This is a genomic window from Pseudomonas fluorescens group sp. (assembly GCF_020093335.1).
In the GTDB taxonomy this organism is placed as follows: domain Bacteria; phylum Pseudomonadota; class Gammaproteobacteria; order Pseudomonadales; family Pseudomonadaceae; genus Aquipseudomonas; species Aquipseudomonas petroselini.
Map to the genome: position 1 here is coordinate 373,362 of NZ_JAIOKW010000001.1, position 11,726 is coordinate 385,087.

Consider the following 11,726-nt stretch of genomic DNA (forward strand, 5'->3'; position numbering starts at 1 on the left):
AAAAGCAGTGCAGATGAATAACGGGCCACACATTAACTACGCGCACACGAAGACGCCGCGCTGGAATTCAGGGCGGCGTCAGCTAAAAAGTCACGATTCAGGGGTTAGCGTGCCGGGCAGGCACCTGATGGGCTATGCAGGTTCAGCCCTGCCAAATGGCGCATTTGCCCCATCTGCCAGGGGCAAGCAGTGTTTGTTAGAGAACATTCCTACACACTAAACAGCTTCGACCTGCAACGCGACACGTTCGCGGCACGGGCATTCATCCATGTAACGGTGCGCTTCGACGAACTGATTGAAAGGAAACACCGTGGTTTTCAGTGGCACCAGCACGCGGTCGGCGGTCAGTTGATTGATATCCCGCAGGGCTCGCTGCAAGGCCACCTGGTCCTGGATAATGCCCAGTTCAGGTTTGCCGGTGAAGTTACCGATGCAGTGCACAAAGAACTGAATGTTCTTCTGGAACGCCGCACACGCCGGGAACGGTGTCTGGTTACCGCCCTGCAGGCCATAAAGTACCAGGCTGCCACGGGGTGCCAATACGTCGCCGAGCAACGACATTTGTGGGCCGCCCAAACCATCGAACACCACGTCTACGCCACGGTTATCGGTGAACTTGTTGATTTGCATCAGCAGGTCCTGCTCTTCGGTAACAATGACTTTTTCGGCACCGAGGGACAGCAGGTACTCACGCTCCGCGCTGTCCTTGGTGGCGGCAATCACCCGTACCCCCAAGGCTTTGCCCAGTTGCACAAAGGACGGGCCGGCGCAGTGGCTGGCGTCAGTTACCAGCGCAAATTGCCCCGGTTTGACGCGTGCCAGGTCCACATAGGCAAAGTAGGCGATCAACAGCGGCGTGTAATGCACGCTGGCTTCGATAGGGCTCAGGACATCCGGATAACGGGTCAGGGCCGAACGGGGCAGGACGATTTGTTCGCCATAAACAGGATAATCATTAGGGCTCTCGGCCGGAAAACTGGCCACCTTATCGCCCACCGCCAAGTCATCCACGCCATCGCCTAAAGCGACCACAACCCCGGCCATCTCATGGCCAAGGCCGGACGGCAAGCGTGCATGGGAAGACGCCAGGTTCTGGCGCCACAGAATGTCATACCAGCTAATGCCAATCGCTTCGACACGCACCTGCACTTCGCCCGGTGCGGGCTGCGCGGCTGCATGCTCTTCGCATTTGAGCACCTCGGCCGGACCAAACTTGTGAAAACGGATCGTGCGGGACATCGCAAACCTCGTCAAAGTAACCTCTAATGCCATGAACTCTATCTGGGCTTTCCGGGTAAGACCACCGGTCGCCATTAATAGTCGACATGCTTGTCATTGATTCCGCAACTGAGGAATAGACCTCAGCTCTTGTAAGAAAACTCAATTTTCTTGTGCAGAGTAACAGCCTTTGCCCGTAAGATTCATGCCGGTCATTCTTCCTATACGGCCGCTCTCGTCAAGTTTGCTGACTCTTCCAGGACACAAGATGAACCGTAACGACCTGCGTCGTGTCGACCTTAACCTCTTGATCGTATTCGAAACCTTGATGCACGAGCGCAGTGTGACCCGTGCTGCCGAGAAGTTGTTCCTCGGCCAGCCGGCGATCAGCGCGGCCTTGTCACGCCTGCGCGGGCTGTTTGATGACCCCCTGTTCGTGCGCACGGGGCGCAGCATGGAGCCTTCAGCCCGAGCGGTAGAAATCTTCGCCCTGCTCTCCCCGGCCCTGGACTCAATTTCCACCGCCGTGAGTCGCGCCGCCGAATTCGACCCCGCCACCAGCACCGCGGTATTCCGCATCGGCCTGTCCGACGACGTCGAATTCGCCCTGCTGCCGCAACTGCTCAAGCGCCTCCGCGCCGAGGCACCCGGCATCGTGTTGGTGGTACGCCGCGTGAACTACATCCTGATGCCCGGCCTGCTGGCCTCCGGCGAAATCTCCATCGGCGTCAGCTACACCGCCGACCTGCCGGCCAACGCCAAACGCAAAGTCCTGCGTCGCAGCCTGCCGAAACTGCTGCGCGCCGACAGCGTGCCGGGCCCTCTGAGCCTGGACGACTTCTGCGCTCGCCCTCACGCGCTCGTGTCCTTTGCCGGCGACCTGAGCGGCTTCATTGATGAGGAGCTGGAAAAACTCGACCGTAAACGCCATGTGGTCTTGGCCGTGCCACAGTTCAACGGCCTCGGCACGTTGCTGGCGGGCACGGACATCCTGGCGACAGTGCCGGACTACGCGGCCGAAGCATTGACCTCGGCGGGCGGGTTGCGGGCGGAAGATCCGCCGTTACCGGTACGCAGCTTTGAGCTGCACATGGCGTGGCGTGGTTCGCAGGATAATGATCCGGGAGAGCGGTGGTTGCGGTCGCGGATTCAGATGTTTTTTGGCGACCCTGAGAGTCTTTAGGCGTCGTCGGACAGGCTGTTTAGCTGATCATTTCTGCCTTTCCACAAACCATGGAGCTCCGTTCACTTCCAGTGGATTGCTACATTGGGGGCACATTTGAGGGCATGCATTGGATGCTTCGAAAAGGATGCCCCCAGCCTAAGGCCAAACAGGCTATTGATAAGGGCAGTTCCGATCGGAGTCTCTGCAAATCGATAGACCGGCCTGAGGCTTTCAACATATCAGTGGGAATCCTGAGAGCTTTTAAAAAACAGGGAGCACCTGTGATCTGCCCTACCCTGATTATCACAGGACGTGGCGAGATCACCATAGGTGAGTCAAGTAGCCGCTCCGCTATTGGTCCTGCGCGAATCCCCCCCGCACTCTGTGCCGACAACACAGTAGCCAGCACCATCAACACCGCTCCTGTCAACATCCGATATGACGGCGCTCCAGGAACAACCACCACGCGTAGGCCATGGCGTAGACCGGCTCCAGTGAGATGATTATCCCGGTGCTGCGTGCGTTGACGCCCTTTAAGTATCAGCCCAGGGACGAAGTGCACGATGAGTTTCTTGCGGTTGAGGCCGCGCAGCGAAGCCCGGCCTTGCAAAAGGGCAAACACCTCCAGGACTACCTGGGCAAACTCCGCGCGGCCGAAGGTGATCACATTGACACTGGCGTGAATCAGCGGCCCCGGTTGGGGTGATTGAGTCGCGCACAAATGCGCAGAGCGTCGTCATGCTTTTCGCTCCATTGCAGCAAATGCGAGTTGATCAAGATGCAAGTATTTCGCTGTTGCGCGATAGACAAGGCTTCCGCCATTCAGCACACCACAGGCTCATCGCCCCTCGGGTCTGAATGCGCAAAGTCTCCTGCCGTTTTAATCGCCAGTTCAACGATGGAACCTGGCGGCGCCACTTTCAGCATCCGATAGATGCCCGCGTTCTGCTCCGCCTCTGCGCCAAGGCGCAGGTTGAGCACTACATAGCTGCCCGCTACCTCAAGGTCGTAGCGCCCCCTGACGGTGCTCAACGACTCGATAGCTGCCCAGTTACGTCCATCCCAGATTGAAAGGTAGATGGGCTCCATAACCAACCGCCTTGGTGATCTCGCACCTATCCAAAAAGCTGTAGGTCCTCGTAGAGCTGCAGAACCAGGTGCCCTGTGCGTAAAACTCTAACGTCATGGTTCGCTCCTGCGGCCATCGAATATTGGCGGCACCGTCGAGCCTCCGCTCCGTACTTCGCCAACACCGACCGCAAATTTCTTGACACAAAATGTAGTGACCACTATAGAATATCTGACAATATGTAGCGACCGCTATTTAATTAGCATTCAGTGATGTATTGGACGGTAATCATCTCCGACCGAGAGAATGGAATAGGCAAAGTGATAGACCTGGCCGTACACAACATCGCGCAGTGGCTCGAGATTATTCGCTCGCTCAACGTCGTCGGGATTGCGCTGTATGCCGCGATATTTGTGGTGGGCACTGTCGCCTTCGTACCCGCCTCGATGCTCACGGCGCTCGCAGGTTTTTTGTACGGCCCGATGTGGGGAACGCTACTCATCTCGCCCGCTGGCTTGCTGGCTGCAGCGGTCGCGTTTGCCTTGGGCAGATCGCTTCTGCGCCCTTGGGTCAAACGACGCCTGGCGAACAGCCCCACATCAGCGGCGGTCGACCACGCAATCGAGTCAGGAGGTTTTCGAATTGTTTTTCTCTTGCGCCTAGCCTCCATCGTGCCGTTCGCTCCGCTGAGCTATGGACTCGGAGCCAGCCGAATCGCCCGTCGAGATTTCCTCCTGGCGACTTGGATCGGCCTGCTTCCTGGAACATTTCTGTATGCGTACTTGGGCTCTCTGGCGGCTGATGTCGCACAGATAATCAGTGGCGAGGTAACGACCAATCGATCGACTCAAATGATGACTTGGACGGGTCTGGTCGTTGCATTGATAGCCTTACTGACCGTCGCCAGATATGCACGCAAAGCGATCAACCAAGCCCTTCTTCAACCTTCTTCAAACTAGGAGTTACACCATGAGCAACCCAACTTACGTCGAAGACTACAACGCCATCGTCACGGTGCTGAACCACTACAACGAAGGTGGCAAGCAAGCCAAAAGCAGCCTCATGAAACCTGCCTTCAGCGAGCAGGCCACCATCTTTGGTGTAGATGGCGAAGGCAAGCTGACCGGAGGCCCGATCCAGGGTCTGTTCGACATCATCGACAGCGCCTTCCGTCCCTCACCGGAAGCCAAAGGCGCCATCGTCAACGTCGATATCGTAGGCACCGCTGCCAGCGCACGTATCGATACCAACGACATCTCCGGCTTCTGCTTCACCGATTTCTTCAACTTGCTGAAGGTTGACGGAAAGTGGACCGTCATCAGCAAGATCTACCACACCCACGTTGCTCCTTAACCCAGCCGTTTGAACCGCGCCCTGTTGGCGCCAAAACCATGCAAAGGGGTTTGACCATGAGCAAAAACATCAAAGCTGTACCCACCCTGGACTACAACGCCGTTGTCGCCGTGGCCCAGCAATACGCTGACGGCCTGCGTGCCGGCAGCCCGGAAGTGCTGGAGCAGGCCTTCCACAAGGAAGCAGTGATGTACGGCTTCACCAACGGCAAACTGTTGGGCGGCCCGATCAGCAACCTGTTCGACTTCGTCCGTACCAATGGCACGGCCCCGGATATCAGTACCCGCCTGGACGTGCTGGCGATCACCCCAACCACCGCCGTGGTACGGGTGGATATGGAAAAGGACGCGATCGGTGCCGACTACAACGATTACCTGACACTGATCAAAATCGACGGCACCTGGAAGGTGATCGCTAAGGTTTATCACCAGTTTGAAGGCTGACCCGAGCAGCCTGAACGTAATGCTGTTTCTTAAGGTGATAAATCATGGCAAAAGTTGAATACAGCGCCGTTGTAGACGGCGGCGCCGAGCGCGTTTGGGATGTACTCAAGCGCTTCGGGAAAATCAGCCAGTGGCACCCGGCGATCCCGCAGAGCGTCATCGAAGACGGTCAGCCGGACGGTCTGGTCGGTTGCATCCGTAGGCTGACGTTGCAGGATGGCGCCATTCTGCGCGAGCAGTTGTTGTCGATAGACGCGGTAAATCTGCAGTTCTCCTACCGTTTCGTTGAAGCGCCATTGCCCGTCGACAACTACGTGTTGACCGTGCGCCTGATCCCGTTGACTGGCAAGGACGAAACCGTGATTCTGTGGTCTGCGACCTTCGATACGCGCGAGCCTGACCCAGCGGGGCAATGGACCTCGACCATCGAGTCGCTCATTGTCGGAGGGCATGAAAGCCTCCAGGTTTACCTGAACCAAACCGCCACCGCGTGAATGTGCCCTACCCCGCTCCAGCAATGGATGCGGGGTTCAATTTTTCTGGAGTTACGATGCACGACCACATTGCCGAAGTGCCGCTTGAAAAAGCCTATCGGCTGATCAACCACGGCCCCACCGTGCTGGTTTCTGCTCAACACGAGGAGACTCGAAATGTGATGGCCGCGGCATGGGCCTGTGCATTGGATTTCTCACCGCCCAAAGTCACTGTGGTGCTGGACAAGATCGCCAAAACCCGCGAACTCGTAGAGCTTAGCGGCGTGTTTGTGATTCAGGTTCCGACGGCGGCACAGTTGCAATTGACCCGCGCTGTCGGCAGCGTCAGCCTCCAGGAAGATCCACAGAAGCTGGCTCATAGCGGCGTCGAGCTATTCAGTATCAGCGGCCATGACGTGCCATTCGTGGCCGGCTGCTCGGCCTGGCTTGCGTGCAAACTATTGCCCGAACCTCACAACCAGTCGACCTACGACCTGTTTATCGGTGAAGTCGTCGCTGCCTGGGCCGACACACGGGTATTCAGCGACGGCCATTGGCACTTTGAGCGCGCGCACCCGGACTTTCGTAGCCTGCACTACATCGCAGGCGGCCACTTTTATGCGATCGGAGAAGCGCTAACTCCATCAGTGATCTAATGCAGTGTCAACCGAGGCTCGGTGCCTGGCCCCAGATGGTTACCCGACATCAGTAATGCATAGGGTACCAGGCCATAGCGCGCGACTGCGGTATGCGGTACAGCGATGCATAGAACGCCCGCGCCAACCATCCTTCCAGCGTCACGCAGGCTCTTCGCCAGCGCCACCGTCGACAATCAAAATACGAATGTCATTGAACATTGAAGGGTCTCAGTGCTTTTACTCGGGAGCACAGGACGGATCCTATAGCGCCCAGGCACACGGCGTTGCGCCGGTGCCTGGGCTGGGTGATTTCAACGCTTATGACCTACCAATCCTGACGGGTCGGCGAAATGATCAGGTCGTTGACGGTGACGTTTTCAGGCTGATTCAGTGCATACACCACTGCGCGACCAATATCGTCCGGCGAGATAGCAATTTTATTCAGCTCTTGAGCCGCTTTACGGCCTGCCGGGTCGGTGACTTTATCGGCCCAACCGGTGTTGATCACACCCGGGCTGACCGTGTTGACACGGATGCCGTGCTGCACACCCAGCTCTTTGCGCATCGACTCAGTCATGGCCTGCACGAAGAATTTGGTGGCGCTGTAGATACCCGCAGCAGGCCCAACCTGGTGACCGGCGACCGAATCCATATTCAGGATCTGGCCCGACTTCTGTTTCAGCATGAACGGCAACACCGCCGCGATACCATGCAGGTAGCCTTTGATGTTCACGTTGATCATCTTTTCCCAATCATCGGTGGCCAGGTCGACCCAGTTGGAAAACAGCATCAAGCCTGCGTTGTTGATCAGGATATCCACCGAACCGAAAGAGTCTTGGGCGAATTGCGCGAGCGCTTTCATATCCTCAGGGTTGGTAACGTCGCTGACGCGACCTACCGCTTCACCGCCCTTGCCTTTCAGTTCGCTGACGATGGCGTCCAGGCCTTGCTGGTCCAGGGCTGCTGCGACAATTCGAACGCCTTTCTCGGACAAGGCACGTGCCGATGCAGCACCCAGGCCGGACGATGCGCCAGTGATGATCGCGGTTTTATTCTGCAGATAGTTCATGGCGTTCCTCTCGTTGGTGACTGCCCGTCTGTGCGGGCAGTTTTTGGGTTATCGCGGATATAAGGGGATCAGTAGTTGCCGACAGGCCAGTCGGTGTAGCCCTTCGCGCCGCCGCCGTAATACGACTCGCGCGGTGCGATGGTCAGTTCGGCCCCACGACGCAAGCGCTCAACCAAGTCCGGGTTGGAGATAAACAGGCGGCCAAACGCTACGGCGTCGATCTTGCCTTGGGCGCGGCGCTCAATAGCCATGTCCAGGTCGTAGTTGTTGTTGCCGATGAAGGGCCCGTTGAACTGCGCGCTCAATGCGTCCATGTCCACGCCTTCCGGTACATCACGCGAGGTGGCGGTAGCGCCTTCAACGAAGTGCAGGTACGCCAGGGCGAAGGCGTTCAACTGCTGGATCAGGTAGCCGTACATCGCCATCACGTTGCTGTCAGGCGGCGTGTTGCCGGCGTCAGGCGTCACCGGCGACAAACGAATGCCAACACGGTCGTTGCCCCAGATCTTGACGATTGCTTCGGTCACTTCCAGGGTCAGGCGCGCACGGTTCTCGATGGAGCCGCCGTACTGGTCGGTGCGATGGTTGGTCGAGTCCCGTAGAAACTGGTCCAGCAGGTAGCTGTTGGCCGAGTGAACCTCTACCCCGTCAAAACCAGCACGCTTGGCATTCTCGGCAGCACGTTTGTACTGCTCGATGATCCCCGGGATCTCATCGGTTTCAAGCGCCCGTGGCATCGACACCGGGACGAAGCCGTTGGTGGTATAGGTGTCGCCTTCAGCCTTGATCGCGGAAGGTGCGACCGGTGCGGCACCGTCAGGTTGCAACTCGACACTGGAGAACCGTCCCACATGCCATAGCTGGCTGACGATCTTCCCGCCGGCGGCATGCACGGCGTCCGTGACTTTCTTCCAGCCCGCAACCTGCTCCTCGCTCCAGATGCCGGGGGTGGCCGCGTAACCGCGACCTTGCGCGGAAATATTGGTGGCCTCGGCGACGATCAAGCCCGCGGTGGCGCGTTGAGCGTAATACTCAGCGTGCAGCTCGTTGGGGACGCCATCTTCGGCATAGCGGCTACGGGTGACAGGCGCCATCAAAATACGGTTGGCGAGTTTCATCGCGCCCAGGTTGATGGGGGTGAATAAGTCGGTACGAGTGGCGTTGTCTGTCATGATAGACCTCAATTAAATAGACCGGTCGTCTAGTAAGTTGGTAAAAAATAACTACGACAAAAGTCGCTTTGCCAGAGTCAGGGATGTTTCAAAGGCGTCGTCGCGCTTGCCGATCTTCATCATCAACGAAGCGCCGAGCCAAACCTGATAGAGCGATTGCGCAAGCGTCGCGCTTGGCGCTGTGGACGTGATCGAGCCATCGACAAGCCCCTGCTCAATACAGCGCTCAAGCTTTGCGTGGATAGCCTGCGTGCCTCGGTCGAGCACCAGGCGCATGCCCTCCGAGAGGTCACAGACCTCGGCGCCTAACTTGACCACCAGGCACTTGTCGGTAGGCAAATCAGAGCACTGGGTTTGCGCCCAATACTGGAAGTAACTCAGCAGCCTTTGCGCGGCGGGTGCAGAACCCATCAACAGCGTGTCGACTGTTGCGAGGTAGTCGGAAAAATACTGCTCAAGCAATGCCTGACCAAATTCTTCCTTGGATTTGAAGTAGTGGTAGAACGAACCTTTAGGCACGCTCGCAGCCGCTACCACCTCAGCTAACCCTACGCTGGTGTAGCCTTTGTGAGTCATCAACGTCCTGGCGACATCCAGGATGTGTTGGCGTGTTTCAGAGTGATGCTTTTTCATAATGCAGCCACCCTAATTAAAACTAGACCGGTCGTCTAGTAAATTTTAGAATAGGCTCATGTTCTACGACCAACGGCGAACGAAGACAAATGACAGGGTAAAGCTCATGAACACCCCTCCCCCCACGTCAACGTTCAACACCGAGTGCCTTGCGCAATTCAACCTCAATTGCCTGGTGATCTTCGCTGCGCTGTATCAGGAAAAAAGTGTCACCAGGGCGTCCGAGCGGTTGAACATTGGGCAACCTGCGGTCAGCAACAGCCTGTCCAAACTCAGGCTGGTTTTTCAGGACCCACTGTTTTTTCGCCGAAACGCAGAGATGGTGCCCACCCCAGTCGCCGATGATATTGCGAAGCATGTGATACCGCTATTGAGCGGTATTGGCCACGTGCTTGAGCGATACGACGTACCGGCCCTTGGGCACCCGTCACGGCCGAACTGAAAGCTCAGAATTACGCTACGCAACCGAAAATTTCATTTTGTGTATCATTGGGCAGAACTTTCTTCCAGGCATGCTCGTCTGGCGATACGCCCCCAAGGTGCTGCACTCAATGACCAACTCCACCCCAATCTCTGTTCCACGCGCAAAAGGACGCCCGCGCGCGTTTGATCGAGACCAGGCTCTGCTGCAGGCGCTGGCAGTGTTTTGGAGGCGTGGCTACGAGCCGGCCTCTGTGGCGGAATTGTGTTCAGCCATGGGCGTCAGCCCTCCCAGCCTGTATGCGGCGTTCGGCAACAAAGCCAAGTTGTTTCTCGAAGCGGTTGCCTACTACGAAGCGACGTTCTGGGATGCCACGTGGGAGCGCATGGACACCGAGCCCGACATAGTGCTTGCCATCAGCGAGTTCTTCCACACCTCCGCGTCGATCTTGACCGAACCCGAGGCGCCCTGCGGCTGTATGGTCGTCCTCGCGGCAGTCAATGTCTCCGACGATGCCGGTGAAGTCACCGCGACCCTAAAGGCCTTGCGCCAGGAAGGCCGTGACTACTTACAGCAGCGCTTGGATCGCGCAGTGGAACAAGGTCAGCTCAAGCCGGAAACCAACACTCGCCTGCTCGCCGCTGCCTTGAATACATTGCTCGAAGGCATGTCCCTGCAGGCACATGACGCTGCCAGCAGGGAAGATCTGCAAGGCATCGGCGCAACAGCCGTAGCGATGCTGAGCCCTTCCCTGTCAGCTTGACTGGAACCAACTCCGCCAAACCACGCGCTGCATTCAAGCAAGCTGTTTACACGCAGCCTTGATGCGCGCGCATGCCTGCTCCAGCAGCACCGTGGAGGTCGCAAAGGAGATGCGGAAATAACCCTCCAACCCAAACGCACTCCCCGGTACCACCGCCACCTGTGCGGCTTCGAGCAGGTACTGGCAGACATCCACGTCATTAGTCAGCACCGCTCCTGCAGGCGTTTTGCGCCCGTACAGCCCCGAGCATGAAGGGAAGAGATAAAAAGCGCCCTCCGGACGGCGACATACCAGGCCGGGAGTGGTGTTAAAAGCGTCCAGACAAAGATCCCTGCGCTGACGAAACACTTCATTGCGCTCAGCCAGAAAATCGATAGGCCCGTCCAGCGCTGCCACGGCAGCCGCCTGGGATATTGCGCAGGGGTTGCTCGTGGTCTGCGATTGAATGGTGGCCATGGCAGCAATTAAAGGTTTAGGACCGCCCGCATAACCAATGCGCCAGCCCGTCATAGAATAGGCCTTTGAAACGCCATTCACGGTCAGCACGCGACCATGTAACGCCGGCACCTGCGAAGCCAGCGTGGAAAACACCCAACCGTCGTAACTCAGGTGCTCGTACATATCATCCGTCAGCACGTAGACCTGCGGATGCTCCAACAATACGGCGCCCAACCGATCAAGCTCTGCCGCGCTATAACCCGCACCCGTCGGGTTGCTTGGCGAATTCAAAATCAGCCACTTGGTACGCGGCGTGATGGCTTGCTGGAGTTGCTCAGCGGTGATCTTGAAATGCTGATGGGCCGCGCAGCGGATTTCCACGGGCGTGCCCCCCGCCAGGCGCACCATGTCCGGATAGGACACCCAGTAAGGCGCAGGAATGATGACTTCATCCCCGGGGTTAAGGGTGGCCTGCAGCGCATTGATCAGCACTTGCTTCCCGCCGGTGCCGACGCTGATTTCGTCTTTCGCGTAGGTGATGCCGTTTTCACGCTGAAACTTTCGAACGATCGCCGCTTTGAGTTCTGGAGTGCCGTCTACATCGGTGTAGCGGGTCTGGCCTGCATCAATCGCCGCCTTGGCAGCCGCATTGATGTGATCGGGGGTTGGAAAGTCCGGCTCGCCGGTTGACAGGCTGATGATATCGGCCCCATTGCGGCGTAACTCTGCCGCCTTGCGCGTGATTACCAGCGTTGGCGAGGGTTTAACCGCTTTCAGCAAATTTCCGAGCAATTGCATGGGGCCACTCTTTGAGCTTTTGTTGATAGTGCATCAATGCTAGCGGCCTCCAGCAGACAATTAAAACAATATA

14 protein-coding genes are annotated in these 11,726 nt (G+C 57.6%); 8 read left to right on the top strand and 6 right to left on the bottom strand.

The features are described 5' to 3' along the window. Positions 1-216: 216 nt before the first annotated feature. The gene (locus K7431_RS01820) at positions 217-1,239 is read right to left on the bottom strand and encodes a zinc-dependent alcohol dehydrogenase family protein (RefSeq protein ID WP_012724334.1); all 1,023 of its coding nucleotides are present in this window, start codon (positions 1,237-1,239) and stop codon (positions 217-219) included. Positions 1,240-1,486: 247 nt separating this feature from the next. Here K7431_RS01820 and K7431_RS01825 point away from each other — a divergent pair, with 247 nt between their 5' ends. Beyond that, positions 1,487-2,401 (top strand): LysR substrate-binding domain-containing protein, encoded by a 915-nt coding sequence (locus tag K7431_RS01825; RefSeq protein WP_012724335.1) that lies wholly within the window; start codon positions 1,487-1,489, stop codon positions 2,399-2,401. A gap of 804 nt (positions 2,402-3,205) precedes the next feature. Here K7431_RS01825 and K7431_RS01830 read toward each other — a convergent pair. Further along, positions 3,206-3,472 (bottom strand): hypothetical protein, encoded by a 267-nt coding sequence (locus K7431_RS01830; RefSeq protein WP_010656553.1) that lies wholly within the window; start codon positions 3,470-3,472, stop codon positions 3,206-3,208. A 300-nt stretch (positions 3,473-3,772) separates the two neighbouring features. On the opposite strand from K7431_RS01830, the gene K7431_RS01835 reads away from it, so the two are divergent. From K7431_RS01835 to K7431_RS01855, 5 genes are read left to right on the top strand one after another with little or no spacing between them, the layout of a single operon-like run. Then, positions 3,773-4,411: a TVP38/TMEM64 family protein gene (locus K7431_RS01835; protein ID WP_043205366.1), complete on the top strand. Its 639-nt coding sequence runs from the start codon at positions 3,773-3,775 to the stop codon at positions 4,409-4,411. Between the two features lie 10 nt (positions 4,412-4,421). Then, the gene (locus tag K7431_RS01840; RefSeq protein WP_010656555.1) at positions 4,422-4,805 is read left to right on the top strand and encodes a nuclear transport factor 2 family protein; all 384 of its coding nucleotides are present in this window, start codon (positions 4,422-4,424) and stop codon (positions 4,803-4,805) included. Between the two features lie 56 nt (positions 4,806-4,861). After that, entirely contained in the window at positions 4,862-5,248 is a 387-nt protein-coding gene (locus K7431_RS01845) for a nuclear transport factor 2 family protein (protein WP_012724338.1), read from the top strand. Between the two features lie 44 nt (positions 5,249-5,292). After that, complete coding sequence (locus K7431_RS01850; protein WP_010656557.1) at positions 5,293-5,742, top strand: SRPBCC family protein; 450 nt, start codon at positions 5,293-5,295, stop codon at positions 5,740-5,742. A gap of 56 nt (positions 5,743-5,798) precedes the next feature. Continuing rightward, positions 5,799-6,377, top strand: a complete 579-nt coding sequence (locus tag K7431_RS01855; protein WP_012724339.1) for a flavin reductase family protein — start codon at positions 5,799-5,801, stop codon at positions 6,375-6,377. Positions 6,378-6,684: 307 nt separating this feature from the next. On the opposite strand, the gene K7431_RS01860 is transcribed toward K7431_RS01855, so the two are convergent. The 3 genes from K7431_RS01860 to K7431_RS01870 form a co-directional block, all read right to left on the bottom strand. Beyond that, positions 6,685-7,428, bottom strand: coding sequence for an SDR family oxidoreductase (locus K7431_RS01860; protein ID WP_010656559.1), 744 nt, complete (start codon positions 7,426-7,428; stop codon positions 6,685-6,687). A 68-nt stretch (positions 7,429-7,496) separates the two neighbouring features. Then, positions 7,497-8,600 carry an alkene reductase gene (locus K7431_RS01865; RefSeq protein WP_012724341.1) on the bottom strand — a complete coding sequence of 368 codons (1,104 nt, stop codon included), beginning with the start codon at positions 8,598-8,600 and terminating at the stop codon, positions 7,497-7,499. 51 nt (positions 8,601-8,651) lie between these two features. Then, positions 8,652-9,233: a TetR/AcrR family transcriptional regulator gene (locus tag K7431_RS01870; protein ID WP_010656561.1), complete on the bottom strand. Its 582-nt coding sequence runs from the start codon at positions 9,231-9,233 to the stop codon at positions 8,652-8,654. A gap of 106 nt (positions 9,234-9,339) precedes the next feature. Between K7431_RS01870 and K7431_RS01875 the strand changes: the two genes are divergently transcribed. Both K7431_RS01875 and K7431_RS01880 read left to right on the top strand, forming a co-directional pair. Continuing rightward, positions 9,340-9,675: a helix-turn-helix domain-containing protein gene (locus K7431_RS01875; protein WP_043206257.1), complete on the top strand. Its 336-nt coding sequence runs from the start codon at positions 9,340-9,342 to the stop codon at positions 9,673-9,675. A gap of 109 nt (positions 9,676-9,784) precedes the next feature. Further along, positions 9,785-10,417, top strand: coding sequence for a TetR/AcrR family transcriptional regulator (locus tag K7431_RS01880; RefSeq protein WP_010656563.1), 633 nt, complete (start codon positions 9,785-9,787; stop codon positions 10,415-10,417). A gap of 33 nt (positions 10,418-10,450) precedes the next feature. Here K7431_RS01880 and K7431_RS01885 read toward each other — a convergent pair whose 3' ends face one another. Beyond that, the gene (locus K7431_RS01885; RefSeq protein WP_012724343.1) at positions 10,451-11,653 is read right to left on the bottom strand and encodes a pyridoxal phosphate-dependent aminotransferase; all 1,203 of its coding nucleotides are present in this window, start codon (positions 11,651-11,653) and stop codon (positions 10,451-10,453) included. Positions 11,654-11,726 lie beyond the last annotated feature (73 nt).

What these genes read in the sequence shown, in the direction of transcription:
- K7431_RS01840 (WP_010656555.1), top strand. Translation starts at nt 4,422, where the DNA reads ATGAGCAACCCAACTTACGTCGAAGACTACAACGCCATCGTCACGGTG.
- K7431_RS01850 (WP_010656557.1), top strand. Translation starts at nt 5,293, where the DNA reads ATGGCAAAAGTTGAATACAGCGCCGTTGTAGACGGCGGCGCCGAGCGC.
- K7431_RS01875 (WP_043206257.1), top strand. Translation starts at nt 9,340, where the DNA reads ATGAACACCCCTCCCCCCACGTCAACGTTCAACACCGAGTGCCTTGCG.
- K7431_RS01855 (WP_012724339.1), top strand. Translation starts at nt 5,799, where the DNA reads ATGCACGACCACATTGCCGAAGTGCCGCTTGAAAAAGCCTATCGGCTG.
- K7431_RS01830 (WP_010656553.1), bottom strand. Translation starts at nt 3,472, where the DNA reads ATGGAGCCCATCTACCTTTCAATCTGGGATGGACGTAACTGGGCAGCT.
- K7431_RS01880 (WP_010656563.1), top strand. Translation starts at nt 9,785, where the DNA reads ATGACCAACTCCACCCCAATCTCTGTTCCACGCGCAAAAGGACGCCCG.
- K7431_RS01845 (WP_012724338.1), top strand. Translation starts at nt 4,862, where the DNA reads ATGAGCAAAAACATCAAAGCTGTACCCACCCTGGACTACAACGCCGTT.
- K7431_RS01820 (WP_012724334.1), bottom strand. Translation starts at nt 1,239, where the DNA reads ATGTCCCGCACGATCCGTTTTCACAAGTTTGGTCCGGCCGAGGTGCTC.
- K7431_RS01865 (WP_012724341.1), bottom strand. Translation starts at nt 8,600, where the DNA reads ATGACAGACAACGCCACTCGTACCGACTTATTCACCCCCATCAACCTG.
- K7431_RS01860 (WP_010656559.1), bottom strand. Translation starts at nt 7,428, where the DNA reads ATGAACTATCTGCAGAATAAAACCGCGATCATCACTGGCGCATCGTCC.
- K7431_RS01870 (WP_010656561.1), bottom strand. Translation starts at nt 9,233, where the DNA reads ATGAAAAAGCATCACTCTGAAACACGCCAACACATCCTGGATGTCGCC.
- K7431_RS01825 (WP_012724335.1), top strand. Translation starts at nt 1,487, where the DNA reads ATGAACCGTAACGACCTGCGTCGTGTCGACCTTAACCTCTTGATCGTA.
- K7431_RS01885 (WP_012724343.1), bottom strand. Translation starts at nt 11,653, where the DNA reads ATGCAATTGCTCGGAAATTTGCTGAAAGCGGTTAAACCCTCGCCAACG.